Annotated in this window: 21 protein-coding genes; 16 read left to right on the top strand and 5 right to left on the bottom strand. The window is 66.1% G+C overall.

Features of this window, described 5'->3' with window-relative positions; all coding sequences use genetic code 11:
* The first annotated feature begins 402 nt into the window (after positions 1-402).
* The 7 genes from DQG17_RS21885 to DQG17_RS19615 all read left to right on the top strand — a co-directional run bounded on the left by DQG17_RS21885 (position 403) and on the right by DQG17_RS19615 (position 6,637).
* The gene (locus DQG17_RS21885; protein WP_198666214.1) at positions 403-1,068 is read left to right on the top strand and encodes a CerR family C-terminal domain-containing protein; all 666 of its coding nucleotides are present in this window, start codon (positions 403-405) and stop codon (positions 1,066-1,068) included.
* Positions 1,065-2,057, top strand: coding sequence for a secretion protein HlyD (gene hlyD, locus DQG17_RS19640; protein WP_116134571.1), 993 nt, complete (start codon positions 1,065-1,067; stop codon positions 2,055-2,057). Before DQG17_RS21885 ends, hlyD begins: the two co-directional genes overlap by 4 nt.
* Positions 2,054-3,760: an ATP-binding cassette domain-containing protein gene (locus tag DQG17_RS19635; RefSeq protein ID WP_116134570.1), complete on the top strand. Its 1,707-nt coding sequence runs from the start codon at positions 2,054-2,056 to the stop codon at positions 3,758-3,760. Before hlyD ends, DQG17_RS19635 begins: the two co-directional genes overlap by 4 nt.
* Complete coding sequence (locus DQG17_RS19630) at positions 3,757-4,875, top strand: ABC transporter permease (protein ID WP_116134569.1); 1,119 nt, start codon at positions 3,757-3,759, stop codon at positions 4,873-4,875. Before DQG17_RS19635 ends, DQG17_RS19630 begins: the two co-directional genes overlap by 4 nt.
* Complete coding sequence (locus tag DQG17_RS19625; RefSeq protein WP_116134568.1) at positions 4,875-5,972, top strand: ABC transporter permease; 1,098 nt, start codon at positions 4,875-4,877, stop codon at positions 5,970-5,972. The genes DQG17_RS19630 and DQG17_RS19625 overlap by 1 nt, the downstream gene beginning before the upstream one ends.
* Before the next feature lie 63 nt (positions 5,973-6,035).
* On the top strand, positions 6,036-6,305 hold the full coding sequence (locus DQG17_RS19620) for a hypothetical protein (RefSeq protein WP_116134567.1): 270 nt from the start codon (positions 6,036-6,038) through the stop codon (positions 6,303-6,305).
* A complete protein-coding gene (locus DQG17_RS19615; RefSeq protein WP_116134566.1) occupies positions 6,302-6,637 on the top strand; it encodes a type II toxin-antitoxin system RelE/ParE family toxin in 336 nt (111 codons plus the stop codon). Before DQG17_RS19620 ends, DQG17_RS19615 begins: the two co-directional genes overlap by 4 nt.
* Before the next feature lie 16 nt (positions 6,638-6,653).
* On the opposite strand, the gene DQG17_RS19610 is transcribed toward DQG17_RS19615, so the two are convergent.
* The 4 genes from DQG17_RS19610 to DQG17_RS19595 all read right to left on the bottom strand — a co-directional run bounded on the left by DQG17_RS19610 (position 6,654) and on the right by DQG17_RS19595 (position 10,205).
* The gene (locus DQG17_RS19610; RefSeq protein ID WP_116134565.1) at positions 6,654-7,487 is read right to left on the bottom strand and encodes a metal ABC transporter permease; all 834 of its coding nucleotides are present in this window, start codon (positions 7,485-7,487) and stop codon (positions 6,654-6,656) included.
* Positions 7,484-8,344, bottom strand: a complete 861-nt coding sequence (locus tag DQG17_RS19605) for a metal ABC transporter permease (RefSeq protein ID WP_116134564.1) — start codon at positions 8,342-8,344, stop codon at positions 7,484-7,486. The genes DQG17_RS19610 and DQG17_RS19605 overlap by 4 nt, the downstream gene beginning before the upstream one ends.
* Complete coding sequence (locus DQG17_RS19600; protein ID WP_116134563.1) at positions 8,341-9,249, bottom strand: manganese/iron ABC transporter ATP-binding protein; 909 nt, start codon at positions 9,247-9,249, stop codon at positions 8,341-8,343. Before DQG17_RS19600 ends, DQG17_RS19605 begins: the two co-directional genes overlap by 4 nt.
* Positions 9,250-9,311: 62 nt before the next feature.
* Entirely contained in the window at positions 9,312-10,205 is an 894-nt protein-coding gene (locus DQG17_RS19595) for a metal ABC transporter substrate-binding protein (protein ID WP_369908090.1), read from the bottom strand.
* A 151-nt stretch (positions 10,206-10,356) separates the two neighbouring features.
* On the opposite strand from DQG17_RS19595, the gene DQG17_RS19590 reads away from it, so the two are divergent.
* Positions 10,357-10,779: a Fur family transcriptional regulator gene (locus DQG17_RS19590; RefSeq protein WP_116134561.1), complete on the top strand. Its 423-nt coding sequence runs from the start codon at positions 10,357-10,359 to the stop codon at positions 10,777-10,779.
* Between the two features lie 39 nt (positions 10,780-10,818).
* Here the strand turns inward: DQG17_RS19590 and metH are convergent, their stop codons facing one another.
* Entirely contained in the window at positions 10,819-14,586 is a 3,768-nt protein-coding gene (gene metH / locus DQG17_RS19585; RefSeq protein WP_116134560.1) for a methionine synthase, read from the bottom strand.
* 449 nt (positions 14,587-15,035) lie between these two features.
* Between metH and DQG17_RS19575 the strand changes: the two genes are divergently transcribed.
* From DQG17_RS19575 to DQG17_RS19540, 8 genes are all read left to right on the top strand, one after another.
* On the top strand, positions 15,036-16,079 hold the full coding sequence (locus DQG17_RS19575; protein WP_116134558.1) for an NAD(P)-dependent alcohol dehydrogenase: 1,044 nt from the start codon (positions 15,036-15,038) through the stop codon (positions 16,077-16,079).
* A gap of 396 nt (positions 16,080-16,475) precedes the next feature.
* A complete protein-coding gene (locus DQG17_RS19570; RefSeq protein WP_116134557.1) occupies positions 16,476-17,360 on the top strand; it encodes an AraC family transcriptional regulator in 885 nt (294 codons plus the stop codon).
* A gap of 108 nt (positions 17,361-17,468) precedes the next feature.
* Positions 17,469-18,374, top strand: a complete 906-nt coding sequence (locus DQG17_RS19565) for an ABC transporter substrate-binding protein (RefSeq protein WP_232829513.1) — start codon at positions 17,469-17,471, stop codon at positions 18,372-18,374.
* A gap of 72 nt (positions 18,375-18,446) precedes the next feature.
* Positions 18,447-19,949 carry a sugar ABC transporter ATP-binding protein gene (locus DQG17_RS19560; protein WP_116134555.1) on the top strand — a complete coding sequence of 501 codons (1,503 nt, stop codon included), beginning with the start codon at positions 18,447-18,449 and terminating at the stop codon, positions 19,947-19,949.
* A 58-nt stretch (positions 19,950-20,007) separates the two neighbouring features.
* Positions 20,008-20,925: an ABC transporter permease gene (locus DQG17_RS19555; RefSeq protein WP_369908089.1), complete on the top strand. Its 918-nt coding sequence runs from the start codon at positions 20,008-20,010 to the stop codon at positions 20,923-20,925.
* A gap of 112 nt (positions 20,926-21,037) precedes the next feature.
* Entirely contained in the window at positions 21,038-21,763 is a 726-nt protein-coding gene (locus tag DQG17_RS19550; protein WP_116134553.1) for an SDR family oxidoreductase, read from the top strand.
* A gap of 41 nt (positions 21,764-21,804) precedes the next feature.
* On the top strand, positions 21,805-22,536 hold the full coding sequence (locus DQG17_RS19545) for an SDR family oxidoreductase (RefSeq protein WP_116134552.1): 732 nt from the start codon (positions 21,805-21,807) through the stop codon (positions 22,534-22,536).
* Between the two features lie 199 nt (positions 22,537-22,735).
* Complete coding sequence (locus tag DQG17_RS19540; RefSeq protein WP_116134551.1) at positions 22,736-24,349, top strand: FGGY-family carbohydrate kinase; 1,614 nt, start codon at positions 22,736-22,738, stop codon at positions 24,347-24,349.
* Positions 24,350-24,415: the final 66 nt, after the last annotated feature.

Genomic DNA, 24,415 nt, shown 5'->3' with positions numbered 1-24,415 from the left:
GTCGCGATCCGGAACATGCGGAGGATCGCAGGTACGGGTCAGGTTCCGGACCCCAGGGCCAGATCCGCGCCAGAGGCGCCGGTACAGCCCGCGGGTGCCGCGGGTTCGCTGATCGAGGGCCGCCCGGCGGTTCGCACCGCCCGAGTCCTGTCCCTGCGCCACAAACCCGTCCGCATCGCAGGTTTCCTACACCGTGCAGGCGCAGAAAGCCACCCCCTATGCCCGGAACAGCCGCCGCACCGGCCCGGTGCGCACAAATGCTGGGCAGATGCTGCCGCCGATCTGCCCCATCTTGTGCAGTCCCGCGACGGCCGGCGGACCGATGGGCCAACGCGTCGGCCGCACGATATTGACTTGTTCGTTCGAACGAACAATAACGCGGACAGAACCCGCGAGGCCGCCATGACCACACCCCCGGAGACGTCGAAACCCGATAGGCCAGCCTATGACCGGCTGCTGGAAACCGCGGTGGAACAATTCGGGTTGAAGGGTGTCGACGGCATCAGCACCCGCGAACTTGCCCGCGCGGCCGGAACGGTGATGTCCTCGATCACCTATCATTATGGCAGCAAGCAGGGGCTCTATCTGGCCGCGGCCGACTACGCCACCGACCGGATCGCCGAGTTTCTCGGCCCGTTGCTGGTCAAAGCCACGCCCCCCGACCAGCTCGACCCGGCCGAGGCGGTGGACGAGATCTGCCGCATCGCCGAGGTTGCGCTCCGCTTCATGCTTGCCCCCGAAGGCGCGTCGCTGGCGCGGTTTGTCGTGCGCGAACAGATGGAGCCGACAGAGGCCTTTGAAATCATCTATGGCAAGCTGATCTCGCGTCTTACTGCGCGTCTGGTCGGCCTTGTCGAACGGGCCGGGAACGGCCGCTGGGGGCCAGAGGAAGTCCGCATCAAATCGGTGACGATCTTCGGCCAGCTCCTTGTGTTCCGCGTTGCCCGGGCGACGGTCATGGCGGTGACAGGGTGGGAGACGCTGACCCCCGATCATGGCGAGCGGGTCCGATCCGTGGTGCAAGGCCAGATCCGGGCAATCCTGGCACCAATGGAGAGCGCGCAATGAAGAAACCGGTGATCGTGGCCATCGTCGTTCTGGCGCTTGCAGCCGGGGCTGGCGTCGCCTGGAAGAACGGGCTGTTTGCGCCCGAACCGCAGTCCGAGCTGACGCTTTACGGCAATGTCGATATCCGCACCGTCGATCTGGGGTTCCGGGTCGGCGGCAGGATCGCCTCGATGCCCGTCGACGAGGGTGCCCATGTCACGCCGGGCGAGGTTCTGGCACAGCTCGACCCGGTGCCTTTGCAACAGGCGCTCGACGCGGCAAATGCCGAGGTCGCCGCCGCCACGGCGGCGCATGACAAGGCCCTGGCCGGCAACCGCCCGCAAGAGGTCGACATGGCCCGCGCGCTGGTCACCCAGCACGAAGCCTCGGTCAAGCGGGCCGAACTGTCCTACACGCGTGCCAGCCGCCTTGTCGCATCGAAAACCATCAGCCAGTCCGACCTCGACACCGCCGAGGCCGATTTCAACGAGGCGAAGGCCGCGCTGGCGTCGGCCCGTCAGGCGCTGTCGCTGTCCGAGGCCGGCAGCCGGGCCGAAGACATCGCTGCGGCGGCGGCCGATCTGGCGGCGGCGCTGGCCAAGCAGGATCAGGCGAAGACCGCGCTCGACGATGCCACCCTGACGGCGGTGCAGGAGGGCACGGTTCTGACCCGCGCGCACGAACCCGGCGCCATCGTCGCGGCGGGCGCGACCGTCTTCACCATCGCCATCGACCGGCCCGTCCGGGTCCGCGCCTATGTGTCGGAACCCGATCTCGGCAAGGTGGTGCCGGGCGCGACGGTGCGGCTGACCACCGACAGCAGCGACAAGACTTATCACGGCACCATCGGCTTCGTCTCGCCCACCGCGGAATTCACGCCAAAGTCGGTGCAGACCCCCAGCCTGCGTACCGATCTGGTGTTCCGGCTGCGGATCAACGTCCTCGATGCCGACGACGCGCTGCGCCAGGGCCAGCCGGTGACGGTGATGCTGGACAGGCCGACACCATGACCGATCCCGCCGCCACAGCCGAACTCGATGCCGTCACGCGCCGATTCGGCAAGGGCGGAACGCCGGCGCTCGACAATGTCACGCTTCAGATCCGTCCGGGCCGGATGAGCGGGCTTGTCGGCCCCGATGGCGCCGGCAAGACCACGCTGATCCGGCTGCTGGCCGGGCTGCTCGACCCCGACGCGGGCGCGGTCACGGTGTTCGGCCACAGGGCGACCGCGACCGACCGGGCGCGCATCGGCTACATGCCGCAGCGCTTCGGCCTCTACGAGGATCTGACGGTAATCGAGAACCTGCGGCTTTACGCCGAGCTGCGCGGCTTGCCCGACAGCGCCCGGGCCGGGCGCTTTGCCGAGCTGCTGCGCTTTACCGACCTGACCCGGTTTCAGGGCCGTTTCGCCGGCAAGCTCTCGGGCGGGATGAAACAGAAACTCGGCCTTGCCTGTGCGCTGGTCGAGACGCCCGACCTGCTGTTGCTCGACGAACCGGGCGTCGGGGTCGATCCGGTGTCGCGGCGCGAGCTTTGGGCGATGGTCCAGCAACTGACCGGCGAGGGGATCGCGGTTTTGTGGTCCACCGCCTATCTGGACGAGGCCGAGAAATGCGACGAGGTGTTTCTGCTGAACGAAGGCCGGCTGATCCACGCCGGCCCGCCCGCCGAGCTGACCCGCGAGGTGACGGGGCGGACCTTTCGGCTGCTGGCCGAGGGGCGGGGCAGGCGGCGGCTGCTGACCCGGATGATGGACCGCGACGACATCCGGGACGCGACGATCCAGGGTGCATCGCTGCGGTTGCTGACGGCGGCGGGGGCGGCGCCCCCCGATGACACGCAAGCCGTGCCGCCGCGGTTCGAGGATGCCTTTGTCGATCGGCTGGGCGGCGGGCCGAAGGGCACCAGCGCACTGGCCGAAAGCTATCGAACCATCCCCGACACCGGCGTCGCGGCAATCGAGGCCAAGGGCCTGACCAAGCGCTTTGGCGATTTCACCGCCGCCCGCGACATCGGCTTCACCATCCCGCGCGGCGAGATCTTTGGCCTGCTCGGCCCCAATGGCGCAGGCAAATCGACCACCTTCAAGATGCTCTGCGGCCTGCTGACCCCGACCGAGGGCCAGGGCCATGTCGCGGGCCACGACCTGCGCCATGCCCGCGCCGCCGCCCGCCAGTCGCTGGGCTACATGGCGCAGAAATTCTCGCTCTACGGCGATCTCAGCGTGCGGCAGAACCTGAATTTCTTCGCCGGCGCCTATGGGCTGACCGGCGCCGCCCGCCGCGCCCGGATCGCCCAGCTGACCGAGGTGTTCCACCTTGGCCCCTATCTGCGCCAGAACGCGGGCGGGCTGCCTTTGGGGTTCCGCCAACGTCTGTCGCTTGCCTGCGCGGTGATGCACGAGCCGCCCGTGCTGTTCCTCGACGAGCCGACCTCGGGCGTCGACCCCATCGTCCGGCGCGAATTCTGGAGCCACATCAACGGGCTGGTGCAAAAGGGTGTGACGGTTCTGGTGACCACGCATTTCATGGAAGAGGCCGAATACTGCGACCGGATCCTGGTGATCTATCGCGCCGAACAGATCGCGCTTGGCACCCCCGACGAGCTGAAAGCCGACGCCGCCGCCCACACCGGCCGGGCCGATCCGACGCTCGAGGATGCCTTCATCGCGCTGATCGAGGCGCATGACGCCGAGGCGGAGGCCGCGGCATGAGCCTGCGCCGGTTCCGCGCCCTGCTGGTCAAGGAAAGCCGCCAGATCCTGCGCGATCCCTCGACCTTCCTGATCGCCTTCGTGCTGCCGCTGATCCTGCTGTTCCTGTTCGGCTATGCCGTCTCGCTCGACATCCGCGAGGTGCGCATCGGCGTCGCACAGCAGGACGACAGCCAGGAGGCCGCGAGCCTTGCCGTGGCCTATCGCAATTCGCCCTGGTTCGACGTCACCATGGCACCCGAGCCGCGCGGGCTGGAACCCGATCTGGTCGCGGGGCGGATCCGCGGCATCGTGGTGATCCCGCAGGATTTCGGACAGAGGCTTATCGCCGCCGACCGGACGGCCGAGATCCAGATCATTACCGACGGTGCCCAGCCCAACAGCGCAGCCTTCGTCGCCAATTTTGCCGAAGGGGTGCGCGCCACCTGGGCCGCGCAACGGGCGGCCGAGGCCGGCGTGACCGCCGCGCCGCCGATCACGCTGGTCCCGCGGTTCTGGTACAACGCCGAACTGACCAGCCGCGATTTCCTGATCCCCGGCTCGATCGCCATCGTCATGGCGATGATCGGCACGCTGCTGACGGCCCTCGTCGTCGCCCGCGAATGGGAACGCGGCACCATGGAAGCGATGATGGCGACCCCCGTCGCCATGGCCGAGCTGCTGGCCAGCAAGGTCCTGCCCTATTTCGTGCTGGGCCTCGGGTCGGTGGCGCTCTGCACGACCCTGGCAATCACCGTCTTCGACGTGCCGTTCCGCGGCTCGATCCTCGCGCTCATGGCGCTCTCGTCCGCCTATCTGGTGCCGGCGCTCGGTCAGGGGCTGCTGATCTCGGCGGCCACCAAGAACCAGTTCGTCGCCAGCCAGATGGCGCTGATCCTGTCGTTCCTGCCCTCGATGGTGCTGTCGGGCTTCCTGTTCGAGATCCCGTCGATGCCGCCCGTCATCCAGGCTTTCACCTATATCGTGCCGGCGCGCTATCTGGTGCCGTCCCTGCAGACGGTGTTCGTCGTCGGCGACATCTGGCCCATGTTCTGGCGTGGCATCGCGGCCCTGTTGCTGTTCGGGCTCGTGTTCTTCGTGCTGGCGATCCGGGTCACGCGGCGGAGGATCGCCTGATGGCCGGTCGGCTGCTTGCCATGATCGTCAAGGAACTCTGGGCGATCCTGCGCGACCCGCGGGCACGGATGATCCTGATCGTGCCGCCGCTCATGCAGTTCTTCGTGCTTGGCTTCGCCACCACGATGGAGGTGAAGAACACGGCGATCGGGATCTACGACCGGGACGGCGGCGCCTGGAGCATCGAGATCGCGCAGCGCATCGGCGGGAGCCCGAACGTCGCGCGGGTGATCCCGCTTCACAGCGAAGCGGCGATCCGCCGGGCCATCGACCGGCAGCAGGTGATCGGCGTGCTCTCGTTCGGGCCGGAATTCAGCGGCGACGTGGCCGCCGGCCGGCCGGCCGAGATCCAGGGGCTGTTCGACGGGCGCAAGTCGAACGCGGCGCAGATCGTGGCGGGCTACATGTCCGAGATCGCCAAGGGCGTCGGGGCCGAAGTCTCGGTGCAGACGGCCAGCTCGCAATCGGTCGTCACCCACTGGTTCAATCCCAACCTGCAATATCTGTGGTTCACCATGCCGGGCCTCGTGGTCATCATCACCACAATCACCGGGCTTGGCCTCACCTCGCAGGCGGTGGCGCGGGAACGCGAACTGGGAAGCTTCGACCAGCTCATGGTCTCGCCGCTGCGGGTGCCCGAGATCCTGATCGGCAAGGTGGTGCCGCCGATGCTGGTCGGCTTCTTCAACGCCTCGATCTATATTCTGCTGATCTCGACCCTGTTCGGGGTGCCGCTGACCGGCTCGGTGCCGTTCTTCTATCTTTCGCTGCTGCTTTACCTGCTGGCGCTCGCGGGCGTCGGGATGCTGGTCTCGTCGCTGTCGCAGACCCAGCAGCAGGCGTTTCTGGGCATGTTCCTGGTCGCCGTGCCCGCGATCCTGCTGTCGGGCTATGCCAGCCCGGTCGAAAACATGCCGGTCTGGCTGCAATGGGTCACCCAGGCCGATCCGACCAAGCATTTCCTGGTCGTCAGCGAAGGGGTGTTCCTGAAGGACATGCCGATCCCGGATCTGTGGGCCAACACCTGGCCGCTGGCGCTGATCGCGCTGGTGACGCTTGGCACCTCGGCGGTGCTGTTCCGTGCCCGGATGGAATAGGCGCGGGCTGGACGTGGCGGCGGAATCGGCGCATGGTATGACCAAGTAACACCGAAGGCCGCCATGACCGTCAAGACAACCCTCAGCTTCACCGACCGCCACCGCGCCTATCTGGCCGAGAAGGTGGCCGAGGGCGTCTATGCCTCGACAAGTGCCGCTGTCGCCGCGGCGGTCGAACAGATGATGCGCGACGAGGCGACGCGCGACCGGGCGCTCGACGCCATGGCCGAGGAGATCCGCGCCCGCATGGCGACCCCGCGCGCGGCCTATCTGCCGGCGGACGAGGTGCTGGACGGGCTGCGGGCCGTCCGCGGTTCCCGACCCGGCGAATGAGCGCGGGCGGCGGGCGGCTCTATCGCGTCCGCCTGCATCCCGACGTGCGGGGCGATCTGCTGCAGATTGCCGACTGGATCGCCGAACGTGCCGGCGAGGCGCGGGCGGTCGCGATCCTCGACGAGATCGGGGCCAAGATCCGCGCGCTCGAAACCCTGCCACAGCGCGGATCGCTGCGCGACGAGATCGCGCCGGGTCTGCGCGCCATCCCGGTCGCCCGCCGCGGTGTCCTGGTCTTTACCATCGACGAGGCGCAGGCCGAGGTCCTCGTCCACGCGGTCAGCTGGGGCGGCGCCGACTGGATCGGGGCCGTCGGGCGCCGCGGCGGTTGAGGCGCGCGGGGCGCCTTCAGGCGCTGGCCGCGGCGCGTTTCGCGCTCCGTGTCCGGCGCAGGAAGGCCAGCAGGAACATCGCCGTCAGGATCAGAACGATGGTCGGAGCCGGGGCGCTGTCCAGAAAGAAGCTGAGGTAGGTGCCGCTCAGCATCGCGGTCAGACAGACCAGACAGGCCACCGCCATCATCCGGCCAAAGCTGCGCACGGCCAGGAACGCAATGGCCCCCGGCGCGATCAGCAGCGCCACGGCAAGGATCAGGCCCGTGGCCGACAGCGTGGCCACGATGGTCAGCGACAGGATCGTCAGCAGCCCATAGTGCAACACCCTGACCGGCAGGCCCGAGGCGCGGGCCTGCCCCGGATCGAAGGCATGCAGCAGCAGGTCCTTCCATTTCAGCAACAGCGCCGCGGTGACGACCAGCGAGATCGACCCCGCCGTCCACAGATCCTCTGCCCCGACCCCCAGCATGTTGCCGAACAGCACGTGATCGAGGTGCACATTGGTGTGGATCGAGGTGTAGAGCACGATGCCAAGCCCGAACATGCCCGAGAACACGACCCCCATTACCGTGTCCTGCTTGATCCGGCTGTTCTCGGCCAGAAATCCGGTCGCAAGCGCGGTCAGCATGCCGGCCCCGAAGGCGCCGACGATCAGCGGGAAGCCCGCGATATAGGCCAGCACGATGCCGGGCAGGATCGCATGGCTGATCGCGTCGCCCATCAGCGCCCAGCCCTTCAGCACCAGAAAGCACGACAGCAACGCGGTCGGGATCGCGACAATCGCGCAGATCAGAAACGCCTTCTGCATGAAGGCGAACTGGAACGGCAGGATCAGACCGTCGATCATGGCGCCGCCTCAATGCGCAGCGCCTCGGCAGCCTTGCGCCGCGCCGCCAGAAGCCCGTGTTTCGGCGCCAGCACGAAGGCCGTCAGAAACAGCAGGGTCTGCAGCACCACGATGACCCCGCCGGTCGCGCCATCGAGGAAATAGCTGATGTAGGCGCCAAGAAAGCTCGTGACCGTTCCGATCAGCACCGACACCGCAATCAGCCGCGGGAAGCGGTCGCAGAGCAGATAGGCCGTCGCCCCCGGCGTGACCACCATGGCGATCACCAGAAAGGCTCCGACCGTCTGCATCGCCGCGACGACCGAGGCCGAGAGCAGCACGAAGAACATCGCCTTCAGCACCCTTGGGCGCAGGCCGATCGAGCGCGCGTGGTTTTCGTCGAAGAACACCACCATCAGGTCCTTCCACCGCGCCAGCAGCACGATCAGCGAACCGACCCCGATGATCGCCAGTTGCAGCGTATCCTCGGGCGTGATGGCAAGAATATTGCCCATGGTGATGGTCTGGATCGACACCGCCATCGGGTTGACCGACACCATGAACAGCCCGAGCCCGAAGAACGAGGTAAAGATCAGCCCGATCACCACATCGACCTTCAGCCCCGAGCGGTCGGACAGAAACAGCATCGCCGCCGCCGCGAGCCCGCCCGACAGAAAGGCGCCAAGCGCGAAGGGCAGGCCGAGCATATAGGCGCCGGCGACGCCCGGGACCACCGAATGCGACAGCGCATCGCCGATCAGCGACCAGCCCTTGAGCATCAGGAACGAGGACAGAAAGGCACAGACCGCGCCCACCAGCGCCGAAACCCACATGGCGTTGGTCATGTAGCCATAGCTGAACGGTTCCAGCACGATCATTCGCCGCCCTCCCGCATGGTGCGCTCGCCGTACTGGACCAGCGGGCGTTCGTCGTCGCTGAGGATCGTGACCCGCCGCGGATCGTCATCGTCGTGCAGCGTCCCGCCGCCCAGCGTGAAGTGGCGCAGCACGCCGCCGAAGGCATCCTCGAGGTTGGCGCGGGTAAATGTCGTCGCGGTCGGGCCATAGGCCAGCACCGTCCCGCGGATCAGAACCGCGCGGTCGCAATATTCGGGCACCGAGCCGAGGTTGTGGGTCGAGACCAGCATCACCCGCCCCTCGGCGCGCAACTCGCGCAGCAGCGCGACGATCTGTTCCTCGGTCGTGACATCGACCCCGGTGAAGGGCTCGTCGAGCAGGATGACCTGACCGGCCTGCGCCAGCGCCCGGGCCAGGAAGACGCGCTTTTTCTGCCCGCCCGACAACTCGCCGATCTGGCGGCTGCGAAAGTCCTGCATGTTGACCCGGTCGAGCGCCACCTCGACCGCCGCATGATCGGCTTTCGACGGGCGGCGCAGGAACCCCATGTGACCGAACCGGCCCATCATCACCACATCCTCGACCAGCACCGGGAACGACCAGTCGACTTCCTCGGCCTGCGGGACATAGGAGACGAGATTGCGGCGCAGCGCGTCCTTCACGCTCATCCCCAGCAGCGTGATCTCGCCCCGGGCGGCGGGGACAAAGCCCATGATGGCCTTGAACAGGGTCGATTTGCCCGAACCGTTCACACCGACAAGGGCCGTCACCGTGCCGCGCGGGATCTCGAACGAGGCATTCCTCAGCGCGGTGTGGCCGTTGCGATAGGTGACGGTGACGTCGCGCGCACGGATCCCGCCGCCCGGATCGTCTGCGGGATCGATGGCCGGACCGGTGGCCGCTGCGGCGGTGTTGCTGTCACGCATGGCGTTGCGTCCTTCTGCCGGGACATCCCCGGCGGTTGAATTGGCCCGGTCCGGGGCAGCGCTCAGTTGCCGGCACCGGCGAGACCGTCGGCGATGGTCTGCGCAGTGACCGCCAGCAGATCGAGGTAGCCCGGCACCGGCCCGCCCGGTTCGGACAGGCTGTCGACGTAAAGCACCCCGCCATAGGCGGCCCCGGTCTCGCGGGCGACCTGCTTTGCCGGGGCCTGATTGACCGTGCTTTCGCAGAACACCACCGGGATCTGATGCGCCTTGACCCCGTCGATGACGCTGCGCACCTGTTGCGGCGTGCCCATCTGGTCGGCGTTCATCGGCCAGAGGTAGAGCTCCTTCAAACCGAAGTCGCGGGCGAGATAGCTGAAGGCGCCCTCGCAGGTGACCAGCCAGCGCTGATCCTCGGGGATCGCGGCGATCTGCTGGCGCAATGGCTCCAGCGTCGCGCGCAGCTCGGCCTTGTAGGCCGCGGCATTCGCGGCATAGATCGCCGCATTCGTGGGATCGTTCGCGGCAAAGGCTGCCTCGATATTGTCGATATAGATCAGCGCATTGTCGAGCCCCATCCAGGCGTGCGGGTTGGGCTTGCCCTGATAGGCGCCGGCCGAGATCGGGATCGGGTCGATCCCGTCGGTCAGCGTGACCGAGGGCACGTCGCCGAGGTTCGACAGGAATTGTTCGAACCACAGTTCCAGGTTCATGCCGTTCCACAGGATCAGATCGGCGCCATGGGCGCGCACGATGTCCTGCGGCGTCGGCTCATAGCCATGGATCTCGGCGCCGGGCTTGGTGATCGACACGACCTCGGCGGCATCGCCCGCCACCCGGCCCGCCATATCCGCCAGAACCGTGAAGGTGGTCACGACCTTCATCCGCTCGGCGCCAAGGGCCGCCTGCGCGAACAGAAGTCCAAGGGCTGTGGCCGCCAGCAGGCGTCTGGTCATTGCGATCATGAGTCCGGTTTCCTCTGCCTCGGTCATTCTGCATGTAAATGAGAAGCATTTGCAAGTATAGCTGTGAATGCGAGGCATTCGCAATACGTTGCGTGATGCCGCCACGATGGGTATAAGGTCACCTCCCGGAAGGAGATCGCAGATGTGTGCCCAGTCGACCGAATTTGCCCAAGCGCTGCGCGATGCCGGGTTGCGGGTCACTCATCAGCGCATGACCGTGATGGCGATCCTGAAGGATTCGGTCGACCATCCGAGTGCCGACGAGCTGTTCGAGCGCGCAAGGAAGGTCGATGGTGCGGTCTCGTTCGCCACGGTCTATCGCACCCTCTCGGCGCTCGAAGAGGCCGGACTGGTGCGCAAGCTGACGTTCGAAAGCGATCCGGCACGGTTCGAGATCACGCCCGCCGCCGAGCACGACCACCTTGTCGATGTCGACACCGGCGAGATGATCGAACTGGCAAGCGAGGACATCAACCGCCTGCGCCGCGCGCTGGTCGATGACCTGGGCTATGAAATCGTCGCCCAGACCACGCTGATACGGGTCAGGAAGAAACCGGCGCCCTGAGCCGGCCCCCCGGACAGGGGCGGGCAGGGCGGCCGGGCCCTATTCCGCGGCGATGACCTTGGGCCGCTGCGGCACATAGTTCAGCACCGGCGCCAGCCAGCGTTCCGCCTCGGCGATCGCCATCCCCTTGCGGGCGGCATAATCCTCGACCTGGTCGCGCTCGACCTTGCCGACACCGAAATAATAGCTGTCGGGATGCCCGATATAGAACCCCGAGACCGAGGAGCCGGGCCACATGGCAAGGCTTTCGGTCAGCGTGACCCCGGTTGCGGCGGTGGCATCGAGCAGATCGAACAGCGTGGTCTTTTCGGTATGGTCGGGTTGCGCGGGATAGCCGGGCGCGGGCCGGATACCGACGTATTTCTCGTCGATCAGATCGGCGTTGCTGACGGCCTCGTCGGGGGCATAGCCCCACAGTTCCGTGCGAACCACCTCGTGCATCCGCTCGGCAAAGGCCTCGGCAAAGCGGTCGGCGAGTGCCTTGACGAGGATCGCGGAATAATCGTCATGCGCGGCCGCGAAGCGTTCGGAAATCGCCGCCTCCTCGGGGCCCGCCGTCACCACGAACCCGCCGACGTAATCGGGGGCCACGCCCTCGGGCGCCACGAAATCGGCCATCGCGACATTCGGCCGGTCGCCGCGCTTGGCGGTCTGCTGGCGCAGCGTGTGCAGGGTCGCGCGCGCCTCGGTCCGGGTGTCGTCGGTGTAAAGCCGGATGTCGTCGCCGACCGCATTCGCGGGCCAGAACCCGACCACGGCGCGCGGCGTGAACCACTTTTCGCCAATGATCCGCTGCAGCATCGCCTGCGCATCGGCAAACAGCGCGCGCGCCGCGGCGCCCTGCTTCGGATCGTCGAGGATCTTGGGATAGATCCCCCTCATCTCCCAGGTCTGGAAGAACGGCGTCCAGTCGATGTAACGTGCGAGTTCCGCCAGATCCCAATCCTCGAAGACCCTGGTGCCAAGCAGGCTCGGCGCCGTCGCGCGATAGTCCGCGAAATCGATCTTCAGCGCATTGGCCCGCGCCGCCGCCAGCGGCACCCGCTTTTTCGCCAGTTCGGCGCGCGCGTGCTTTTCGGCGACGTCGGCGTATTCGGCGTTGATATTGGCGACATAGGCAGGCTTTTGCGCATCCGACAGCAGCGCCGAGACGACGCCCACCGCGCGGCTTGCGTCGGTCACATAGATCGCCTGACCCGCGTCATAGCGCGGGTGGATCTTGACCGCCGTATGCACGCGCGAGGTCGTGGCGCCCCCGATCAGCAGCGGAATGTCAAAGCCTTCGCGCTGCATCTCGGAGGCCACATGCACCATCTCGTCCAGCGACGGCGTGATCAGGCCCGACAGGCCGATCACGTCGACCTTCTGTTCCTTCGCGACCGCCAGGATCTTTTCGGCCGGCACCATGACGCCAAGGTCGATGATCTCGTAATTGTTGCAGGCCAGCACGACGCCGACGATGTTCTTGCCGATGTCGTGGACATCGCCCTTCACCGTCGCCATCAGCACCTTGCCGGCGGTTTCGCGGCCCTCGCCGCCGTTCAGCCGCTTTTCCTCTTCCATGAAGGGCAGCAGCACCGCGACCGCCTGTTTCATCACCCGGGCCGATTTGACCACCTGCGGCAGGAACATCTTGCCCGACCCGAACAGGTCGCCAACGACGTTCATGCCGTCCATCAGCGGGCCTTCGATGACATGCAGCGGCCGGTCGGCGGCCAGCCGCGCCTCTTCGGTGTCGGACTCGATATATTCGGTGATGCCGTTGACCAGCGCGTGTTCCAGCCGCTTTGCGACCGGCCATTCGCGCCAGCGCAGATCCTTTTCGCGCGCCTTCGCCCCCGCCTGACCGCGATAGGTCTCGGCGATCTCCAGCAGGTTTTCCGTGGCGGTTCCGCCGGCTTTCGGCGCGCGGTTCAGCACCACGTCCTCGCAGGCCTCGCGCAGCGCCGGGTCGATCTGGTCATAGACCGCAAGCTGGCCCGCATTGACGATGCCCATGTCCATCCCCGCCTGAATGGCGTGATAGAGGAACACCGCATGCATCGCCTCGCGCACCGGCTCGTTGCCGCGGAAGCTGAAGCTGAGGTTCGACACCCCGCCCGAGATATGGACATGCAGGCAATCGGTGGTGATCCGCCGCACCGCGTTGATGAAATCGACGCCGTAGTTGTCGTGTTCCTCGATGCCCGTGGCGACCGCGAACACGTTCGGGTCGAAAATGATGTCCTCGGGCGGAAAGCCGACCTCCTCGGTCAGCAGCTTGTAGGCGCGGCTGCAGATCTCGACCTTGCGGTCTTCGGTATCGGCCTGGCCCGTCTCGTCAAAGGCCATGACGATGACCGCCGCACCATAGGCCCGGCACAGCCGCGCCTGACGCAGGAACGCCGCCTCGCCTTCCTTCATCGAGATCGAGTTGACGATGGACTTGCCCTGCACGCATTTCAGCCCGGCCTCGATCACCTCCCATTTGGAGCTGTCGATCATTACCGGCACGCGCGCGATATCGGGTTCGGCGGCGATCAGGTTCAGGAACTCGACCATCGCCTGTTTGCTGTCGATCAGGCCCTCGTCCATGTTGACGTCGATGATCTGGGCGCCGGCCTCGACCTGATCGCGGGCAACGTCGAGCGCTGCCGCATAATCGGCATTCTTGATCAGCTTGCGGAACCGGGCGGATCCGGTGACGTTGGTGCGCTCGCCCACGTTCACGAAGGGGATGTCCTCGGTCAGCGTGAAGGGTTCGAGCCCCGAGAGCCGCATCAGCGGCGCCTGGTCGGGCACGACGCGGGGGGCGAAATCCTTCACCGCCTCGGCAATGGCGCGGATGTGGTCATAGGTCGACCCGCAGCAGCCGCCGACCACGTTGACGAGCCCTTCGCGCGCGAAGTCGGCCACTTGTGCCGCCATCTGCTCGGGCGTCTCGTCGTATTCGCCCATCTCGTTCGGCAGCCCGGCGTTCGGATAGGCGCAGATCATCGTATCGGCGATGCCCGACAGCTCGGCCAGATGCGGGCGCATTGCCGCCGCGCCGAGCGCACAGTTCAACCCGACGGTCAGCGGCGCCGCATGGCGCACCGAATGCCAGAAGGCGGTGGGGGTCTGCCCCGACAGCGTGCGCCCCGACAGGTCGGTGATGGTGCCCGAGATCATCACCGGCAGCCGCTCGCCACGCGCGGCAAAGACCTCCTCGCAGGCAAAGATCGCGGCCTTGGCGTTCAGCGTGTCGAAGATCGTCTCGATCAGCAGGATGTCGACCCCCCCCTCGATCAGCGCCTCGGCCTGTTCGGCATAGGCGGCGCGCAGGTCGTCGAAGCTGACCGCGCGGTATCCCGGGTTGTTCACATCGGGGCTGATCGAGGCGGTGCGGTTCGTCGGGCCAAGCGCGCCGGCGACAAAGCGCGGCCGGCCATCCGTCGCCTCGGCCCGGTCCATCGCGGCCCGCGCGATCCGTGCGCCCGCCAGATTGAGGTCGCGCACCGCGCCCTCCATCGCGTAATCGGCCTGCGCGATCACGGTCGAGGAGAACGTGTTGGTCTCGACAATATCGGCACCGACCATCGCGTAACGATAGTGGATGTCCTCGATCGCCTCGGGCCGGGTCAGGTTCAGCAGGTCGTTGTTGCCCTGCTGGGGCTTGTCCGAGACATGCGGCAGGTGGCAGGAGCATGCCCCGCCGCCGCAGCCCTGAAAGTCGCCTTCCGACAGGCCGAGCCGCTGAATCTGGGTGCCCATCGCCCCGTCGAGGATCAGGATGCGGTTGCGGGCCGCTTCTGCGAGACGGGCGAAGACGGGAGATCTGGCAATCATTGGGGCCTGGAATCCTTGATGTGATCCGCCCCTCCTACTCCGGATTCGCGATGATATGAAATTCATAATCATCATCATCTTCATGCAGGCCATTCACATTGGGCGGCGGGGCACCGCCTTTTGCCCCAATGCGCCGTCCCGGCACGCCTGCTGCCGGACGATCGCGACGGCCACCGACTCGATTCGCACGTCGGCAGGAAAGTACCGGCGGCCGGCGGACCCGGCGGGCACCCGGGCGGCGGATGTCACCCCGCTTCTGGGAAATGCGCCACTGCCGTCCGATACTATTTTTGCCGGTGCCGAGAATTGATCGACCGCAACAGGGCTGTGGCGTTTACAAGTTCAGCCCGTTGGCGTCCTGCTGTGACTCCTGGGCCAAAAATACCCGCGGCAGCGATGCTGGCGCAAGCGTCAGCAGGCTGCGGGCAACCAGAAGCTAGGAGGAAATCATGGCAACGGCGCTTGTTCTCGAGGAAAAAGGTAAACTGTCACTTCGGGACTTTCCCGTGCCACTGGACCTCGGCCCGCAGGATGTGCGGGTGGCAATCCGCACGGTCGGGGTCTGCGGCTCGGACGTCCACTATTATACCCACGGCAAGATCGGGCATTTCGTGGTGCGCGAGCCGATGATCCTTGGCCACGAGGCCGCCGGCGTCGTCACCGAGATCGGCGCCGGGGTGACGGGCCTGTCGGTCGGCGACCGGGTCTGCATGGAACCGGGCGTGCCAAATCCGACCTCGCGGGCCTCGAAGCTCGGGATCTACAACGTCGATCCGGCCGTGACCTTCTGGGCGACGCCGCCGGTTCACGGCTGCCTGACGCCCGAAGTCGTGCATCCCGCCGCCTTTACCTACAAGCTGCCGAAGAACGTGTCCTTTGCCGAAGGCGCAATGGTCGAACCCTTCGCCATCGGCATGCAAAGCGCGCTGCGCGCCCGCATCCAGCCCGGCGACATCGGCGTCGTGACCGGCGCAGGCCCGATCGGGATGATGACCGCGCTTGCGGCCCTCGCGGGGGGCTGCGCCAAGGTCTATGTCGCCGACCTTGCCCAGCCAAAGCTCGATATCATCGGCAAGTATGACGGGATCGAGACCATCAACATCACCGAACAGCCCACGGCGCAGGCAATTGCCGAGGCGACGGACGGCTGGGGCGCCGATGTAGTGTTCGAATGTTCCGGCTCGGCCCCGGCGATCTTCGACATCGCGTCGCTGGCGCGGCCGGGCGGGGCGGTCGTTCTGGTGGGCATGCCGGTCGATCCGGTCCCGGTCGACATCGTCGCGCTGCAGGCCAAGGAGCTGCGGGTCGAGACCGTGTTCCGCTATGCCAACATCTATGACCGTGCCATCGCGCTGATCGGGGCCGGCAAGGTCGATCTGAAGCCGCTGATCTCGGCGACGCTGCCCTTTGCCGACAGCATCGCGGCCTTCGACCGGGCGGTCGAGGCGCGCAACACCGACGTGAAGATCCAGATCGAGATGCCGGTCGCCTGAGCGGCGGCCTGATGCGGGCCGCGCAGGCCCGTATCACAAAGCATGATACGTCAGGACGGGCGGGCTGTTACAGCCCGCCCGTTTCGTTTTGCGATGGCGCGGCGCGCGACCGGCGGCAATCCGGCTTTGCAACCGTGCCGGCGGTCCAGACACCTGGGTCAGAGCATCCGCGACTCGGTACACCGCACCCGGACGACGACACTCCCCCTGGTGTCGCGCGGGGGCGGTGACCCTAACGTCATGAGTAGTTTCTTGCGTTAACCGGTCAAATTCGTATCAGTAATTTCTTCGTAGGGTCGTGGATAACACGAGGTGAAAGCTGTAGGTTGGACTCCAGCGCCGAACGGATCATCCAGCTTGGGGAGAGCAGGACCGGCGGCGACGGGGAGACGAGACATGCAACCAGATCTGGAGCTGGTCCACATCCGCAAAGGCGAGTCCTTTGCCGCGTGGCACCACGGATATCCGTTCCGCACGGTACGCTGGCACTATCATCCCGAATACGAAATTCACCTGGTCGTCGCGACTTCGGGCCGATTTTATATCGGTGATCACATCGGACATTTCGCACCTGGCCAACTGGTGATGGTCGGTCCGAACCTGCCGCAGAACTGGATCAGCAATGTGCCCGCCGGCACCATCTCGCCGCGGCGCAGCCAGGTGATCCAGTTTGCCGAATCCTTCATCGACAGCGCGCTCGACGTCATTCCCGAGTTTCAGGCCTTTCGCCCGCTGCTCGACCGCAGCCGCCGGGGGCTTTTGTTCGATGCCGAGACCGGCGCCCAGATCACGCCGCTGATGACCCAGCTGATGGACGCCCGCGGGGTCCGGCGCATTGCGCTGTTCTGCGAGATCGTCGATCTGCTGGTCCGCGCCCCCGAGCCGCAGATCCTGGCCAGCCTCAACTTCCAGCTCAACATGGGCAAGGCGGACGAGACCGGGATCAACGGCGCGATTGCCTATCTGCGCGAGAACCTGACCGCGCCTGTGTCCGAATCCGAACTGGCCGACCGGACCGGGCAGAGCCCGAGCGCCTTCTCGCGGTCGTTCAAGCGGCACACCGGCACGACGCTGGTGCGCTACAAGAACGAACTGCGCATCGATCTTGCCTGCCAGATGCTGCTGTCGGATCCCGACGTGCGTGTGGCCGACATTTGCTATGACATCGGCTTTTCAAATCTGTCGAACTTCAACCGGCACTTCCTGAAGCTGAAAGGGATGTCCCCGACACAGTTTCGCGCCACCTTCGCAGCAAACGATCTGGTGCGAATGGCCGGATAACAAACGACCGAAAAACAGAAATTCCCCGCGTGGCAGGCATTGTGCAGGCTGCGAACGGGGATGGCTTGACTACTTTAGCAACTGGGAGGAACCCCTATGAAAACCTTGATGAGAACCGTCTCCGTCGCCGCAATCGGCGTCGTCGCCTCGGCCGCGATCGCGTCGGCCGCGGATGGCAAGCTGAAGATCGGCATGACCTTTCAGGAGATGAACAACCCCTACTTCGTCTCGATGCAGGAAGCGCTGATGGAAGCCGCAGACTTCCTTGGCGCCGAAGTCATCGTCACCGATGCGGGCCACGATGTTGCCAAGCAGATCTCGGACGTCGAGGACATGCTGCAGCAAAACATCGACATCCTGCTGCTGAACCCGACCGACAGCGCCGGGATCGAGGCCGCCGTCAAGATGGCCAAGGACGCCGGCGTGATCGTCGTCGCGGTTGATGCCAATGCCAACGGCCCGGTCGACACCTTCGTCGGCTCGAAGAACCGCGATGCCGGCTACATGTCGTGCAAGTACCTCTCCGAATCTCTCGACGGTGACGGCGAAGTCGCCATCCTCGACGGTATCCCGGTCATCCCGATCCTGCAGCGCGTCGAAGGCTGCAAGGCGGCTCTGGAAGAGTTCCCGGGCATCACGCTCGTCGACGTCCAGAACGGCCGTCAGGACCGCTCGGTCGCGCTCGGCGTGGTCGAGAACATGATCCAGGCGCACCCGAATCTCGAAGGTGTGTTCTCGGTCAACGACGGTGGCGCCATGGGTGCGCTGTCGGCGATCCAGGGTTCGGGCCGCGACATCAAGCTGACCTCGGTCGATGGTGCCCCCGAAGCCGTCGATGCGATCGCGAAGGGCACGCCCTTCATCGAAACCACGGCGCAGTTCCCGCGTGACCAGGTCCGTGTCGGTCTTGGCATGGCGCTGGCCCAGCTCTGGGGCGCCCGCGTTGTCCCGGCCGAAGTGCCGATCGACGTCCGGGTCGTCGACTCCGAGAACGCCGAAGGCTTCAGCTGGTAAAGGTCTCCTCCCTCGCCACCCCCGCGCCTGTCGCGGGGGTGGCACCTTTTCCTCCAACCTGTCGGGGCCCCCATGCTGGAACTGAAGAACATCAAGAAAAGCTTCGGCAAGGTCGAAGTCCTGCACGGCGTCGATCTCGAAGTGCGCGCTGGCGAGGTGCACGCGCTGCTGGGTGAAAACGGCGCCGGGAAATCGACCCTGATGAAGGTTCTGTGCGGCATCATCCAGGCCAGCGACGGAACCATCAAGATCAACGGCGAGGAACAACACTTCGCCAATTACGACGAGGCCATCGAGGCGGGGATCGGCATCGTCTTTCAGGAATTCAGCCTCATTCCCTACCTGTCGGCGTTCGAGAACATGTTTCTCGCCCGCGAGATCTGCAACCGCTTTGGCCTGCTCGACCGCCGCGCCATGCGAAAACGGGCGCGCGAGATCCTGGCCCAGCTCGATGTCGAGCTGCCGCTGAACGCCCCGGTGGCGGACCTGTCGGTCGCCGAACAGCAGTTCGTCGAGATCGCCAAGGCGCTGTCGCTCGAGGCCCGTATCCTCGTGCTCGACGAACCGACCGCGACGCTGACGCCGAGCGAGGTGGAACACCTGTTCAAGGTGCTGCGCGAGCTGCGGCGCAAGGGCGTCGCCATCGTGTTCATTTCCCACCATCTGGAAGAGATCTTCGAGATCTGCGACCGGATCACCGTGCTGCGCGATGGCGAATACGTCGCCACCTGCGACGTCGCGGACGTCGACAACGACCGTCTGGTCGAGATGATGGTGGGCCGGCGGATCGAACACAACTTCCCGCCGCGGCGGGATCTGTTGCCCAAGGCCGATCCGGTGCTCGAGGTCGAGGAGATCCAGCTTGCCCGCGGCGGGCCGGTCTCGTCCTTCGCGCTGCGCCGGGGCGAGGTGCTGGGCTTTGCCGGGCTGGTCGGCTCGGGGCGGACCGAAACCGCGCTTGCCATGCTCGGCGCCCATCCCGCGGCGCGCTGCAAGATGAAGATGGAAGGCAAGGAGGTGCGGTTCCGCGAACCCGCCGACGGGCTTGCCGCAGGGATCGGGCTGCTGCCCGAAAGCCGGAAGGAACAGGGGCTGATCACCAGCTTCTCGATCGTGCGCAACATCTCGATCAACAATTATGCGAAATACGCCAGGAACCGTTTCTTCATCGACCTGAAGAAAGAGCTCTACTGCACGCAGGAGGCCATGAGCCAGGTCAGCGTGAAGGCCAACAGCCCGTTTGACCGGCTCGATACCCTGTCGGGCGGCAACCAGCAGAAAGTCGTGGTCGCCCGCTGGCTGAACCACGACATGAAGGTCCTGATCTTCGACGAACCGACCCGCGGGATCGACGTCGGGGCGAAGGCCGAAATCTATCACCTCATGCGCGATCTCACTGCGCGAGGATGCTCGATCATCATGATCTCGTCCGAATTGCCCGAAATCCTCGGCATGTCGGACCGGGTGTGCGTGTTCCGGGACGGCGGGATCGTGGCCACAGTCGATGGCAGCGACATCACTTCCGAGAAGATCATGACCTACGCAACGACCGGGAGGAAAGAAAATGCAGCCTGACACCACAGCCACCACCCCGGTCAAACAGACCAGACGCCCGAAACTCCAGATCGGCCAGATGCTGCGCTCGCCGCTTGTGCTGCCGCTTGCCGGGCTGATCGTCGTGTCGCTCCTGATGGGGCTCGCCAGCGAGAACTTCTTCAGCTTCGACAACATATTCAACGTGTTGCGGCAGGTCTCGATCGTCGGCATCCTTGCCGTCGGCATGACCTTTGTCATCCTGACCGGCGGCATCGACCTGTCGGTCGGCGCGGTCATGGCGCTGTCGGGCACGATCTGTGCCGGGCTGGTCGTCAACATGGGGATGCCGGGGGTCGTCGGTCTGGCCGGTGGCGTGCTGGTCGGGATCGCCTTTGGCATGTTCAACGGTGCCATGGTGGCCTGGGGGCGGATGCCGGCAATCATCGTCACGCTTGCGACCATGGGCATCGCCCGCGGCCTCGGGCTGATCTATTCCGGCGGCTATCCGATCAGCGGCCTGCCGTCGTGGCTGTCGTGGTTCGGCATCGGCCGGATCGGCATCGTCCCGGTGCCGGTGATCTTCATGGTGCTGATCTATGCCTGCGCCTGGGTTCTGCTGCAGCGCACGCCCTTTGGCCGGCATGTCTATTCGATCGGCGGCAACGAGACGGCGGCGCGCCTGTCGGGGGTCAAGACCCAGAGGATCAAGCTTGCGATCTACACGATCTCGGGGCTGACCTCGTCGCTGGCCGCAATCGTGCTGACCGGCCGCCTGATGAGCGGACAACCGAACGCCGGTGTCGGATTCGAGCTCGATGCCATCGCGGCGGTGGTTCTGGGCGGCACCTCGATCGCCGGCGGCCGGGGGCTGATCCTTGGCACGCTGATCGGCGCGGTGCTGCTCGGGATCCTGAACAACGGCCTGAACCTGATGGGCATCAACCCCTACCTTCAGGACGTCATCAAGGGCCTCATCATCCTGCTCGCCATCTACATCGGGCGCGAATGGCGCTGACCGGCGACCGATCCGAAACAGACCCTGCGGAGGGTTGGGCAGACCTGCAATCCTCCGCCGCGACCGCCATCGGCCGCGCCGCAACCCGCCAGGCCAGCTTGTGAGGAAGACCATGGAGTTCACTGGAAAGACAATCATCGTCACCGGCGCGGGAAAGGGCATCGGGCGCGCAACCGCCACGCTGCTGGCCGCGCGCGGGGCAAAGATCGTGGCGCTCAGCCGCAGCGCCCGCTCGCTCGAAGGTCTGCCCGAGGAAATCGGTGCGCGGGTGATTGCGGCCGATTTCTCGGATGCGAAGGCGGTGCGCGCCGCCATGAAAGAGGCCGGGACCTGCGATGCGCTGGTCAACTGCGCCGGCATCAACGTGCTCGAAAGCGTGCTCGAGATGACCGACGAGGGCTGCGATGCGGTGCTAGGCGTCAACCTGCGCGCGGCCATCGTCTGTGCCCAGGAATTCGCGATTGCGCGGGTCGCCGCGGGCGGCGGCGGCGTGATCGTCAATATCACCAGCATCGCCGGGCATCGCGGGTTTCAGGATCACGTCTGCTATGCCGCCTCGAAGGCGGGGCTCGAGGGCGCGACACGGGTCATGGCCAAGGAACTCGGCCCCCACGGCATCCGCGTCGTCGCGGTCTCGCCGACGATTACCCTGACCGAGCTTGCGCTTGAAGCCTGGAGCGATCCGGCCAAGAGCGAGCCGATGATGGTGCGCCATCCGCTGGGCCGGTTCGCCGGAACCGATGACGTCGCCCGCAGCATCGCGATGGTGCTGAGCGACGACGCCGCGATGATGACCGGATCGGTTCTTGCCGTCGACGGCGGCTTCCTCGCCGTCTGAGCGGACCGCTCCAGAAACAAGACAAATCAAGGAGTAAGACAATGTCTGAATCGCTAGAAGGCAAGATTGCCGCGATCACCGGGGCCGCTTCGGGGATCGGGCTGGCCGCCGCCAGGATGTTGCTGGCAAACGGTGCAACCGTCGTCTTGGTCGACAGGGACGAAAAGGCGCTGAGCAAGCTGACCGCCGAACTTGGCGACAAGGCCATCGCCCAGATCACCGACCTGCTCGACACCGAGAGCTGCGCCGCGATGGTGCCCGAGATCCTCGCCAAGGTCGATCACATCGACATCCTCTATTGCAACGCCGGCACCTATATCGGCGGCGATCTGATCGACACCGACACCACCACCATCGACAAGATGCTCAACCTCAACATCAACGCGGTGATGAAGAACGTGCGCGACGTGATCCCGCACATGATCGAACGCCACACCGGCGACATCGTCGTCACCTCGTCGATTGCCGGCCACTATCCCACCCATTGGGAGCCGGTCTATGCCGCCTCGAAATGGGCGATCACCTGCTTCGTGCAGACGATGCGGCGCCAGATGATCCCGCATGGCGTGCGGGTGTCGCAGGTGTCGCCGGGCCCGGTGATCTCGGCGCTGCTCGCGGACTGGCCGGAAGAGAACCTGCGCAAGGCCAAGGAATCGGGCAGCCTGATCGAGGCCAGCGAAGTGGCCGATGCGCTCGAGTTCATGCTGACCCGTCAGCGCAACGTCACGATCCGCGACATGCTGGTCCTGCCGACCAATTTCGACCGGGTCTGACGCGGACCTGCAAGGAGCGCCCGCGGCGGCCCGGTCATCGGACAAGGCCCCCGCGGCGTATTCTGAACCACAAAAGGACACGGCCGCCGGCGCCATGCGCATGGCGGCCCTGTCGCAGATCGTCGTCATCCGGTAACTGACGATCCAGCCGCAGGGATCTGCCAGGCGGCGGCCAGAGCGGCGAAAGGAAGGAAATGACATGAGCCGATATTACATGGGCATCGACGTCGGGACCGCCAGCGCCAGAGCCGGCGTCTTCGACGCCTCGGGCAAGCTGCTTGGCACCGCCAAGAAGGATTTCACGGTCCACCATGGCCCGGGTTCGATGGTCGAGGAATCCTCGGCCGAGATCTGGCAGGCGGTTTCGGCCGCAAGCCGCGGCGCGGTGCGCGAGGCAGGTGTGACCCCCGCCGAGATCGTCGGCATCGGCTTCGACGCCACCTGTTCTCTGGTCGTGCTGGGCGAGGGCGGCGTGCCGCTGCCGATCGGGCCAAGCGAGGATCCGAACCGCAACGTCATCGTCTGGATGGACCATCGCGCCATCGACCAGGCCGAGCGGATCAACGCGACCGGGCACCGGGTGCTCGACTATGTCGGCGGCAAGATCTCGCCCGAGATGGAAACCCCGAAACTCCTGTGGCTGCTGGAAAATCGCCCGGCGATCTTCGAAGCGGCATGGCGGTTCTTCGATCTGACCGATTATCTGACCTGGCGTTCGACCGGCAGCGAGGCCCGCTCGATCTGCACCGTCACCTGCAAGTGGACCTATATGGGTCACGAGGGCTGCTGGGACGAAAGCTATTTCCGCAAGGTCGGGCTTGGCGCGCTGGCCGACGAGGGCTTTGCCCGGATCGGGACCGAGGTGGTCAATCCCGGCACCGCGCTCGGCCAGGGCCTGACCGAGGCGGCCGCGGCCGATCTTGGCCTGGCGCCCGGCACCCGGGTCGCGGCTGGCCTGATCGATGCCCACGCGGGCGGTGTCGGCACGGTGGGTGCCGAGGGCGGCGGCGGCCCGAAGGACAGCCTTGCCTATGTGTTCGGAACCTCCTCCTGCACCATGACGACGACGACCGACCCGGTCTTCGTGCCCGGTGTCTGGGGTCCGTATTTCTCGGCCATGGTGCCCGGCGCCTGGCTGATCGAAGGCGGCCAGTCGGCCGCCGGGGCCGCCATCGACCAGCTTCTGCGCTTTCACCCCGCAGCAACCGAGGCGGCCGAGGCCGCCAAGGCCGCCGGGATGGCACTGCCGGTCTGGCTTGCCGAGCGCGCGACCGCGCTTGCCGGGTCCGCGGCGGCGGCCGCACAGATTGCCGACGGCATGCACGTGGTGCCCGAATTCATCGGCAACCGTGCGCCCTTCGCCGACCCCCACACCCGCGCCGTCATCGCCGGGCTCGGGATGGAGAGCGATCTCGACGATCTGGCCCGGCTCTATGTCGCCGGGATCTGCGGGCTCGGCTATGGCCTGCGCCAGATCATCGAGACCCAGGCCGCCAACGGGGCCGCGATTGGCACCATCGTGATCAGCGGCGGCGCCGGGCGCAGCGATCTGGTCCGGCAGTTGCTGGCCGATGCGACGGGCGTGCCGGTTGCCGCGCCGACGACCGAGGAACCGGTGCTTCTGGGCTCGGCGATCCTTGGTGCGCTGGCGGCGGGCGATTTTGCCGACATGACCGCGGGGATGGCGGCGATGTCCTCCTATGCCTCGCGCTATGACCCGGCCGGGGGGGAGTCGCGGGCGTTCCACGACCGCCGGTTCGACCTGTTCGGCAAGTTCCAGGCGCTGGCACGCGAGGCTGCGGTTCGCGGCTGACATCACCTTACAGACCCCGGCCCCGGTGCAAAGCCATCTGGCCGGCCGGGGCGCACAGGAGGACCC

Source organism: Tropicimonas sp. IMCC34043, from assembly GCF_003390845.1.
Lineage (GTDB): Bacteria > Pseudomonadota > Alphaproteobacteria > Rhodobacterales > Rhodobacteraceae > Tropicimonas.
Note: the sequence above shows the minus strand (reverse complement) of the source record. Positions and strands in the feature narration are given on the sequence as shown.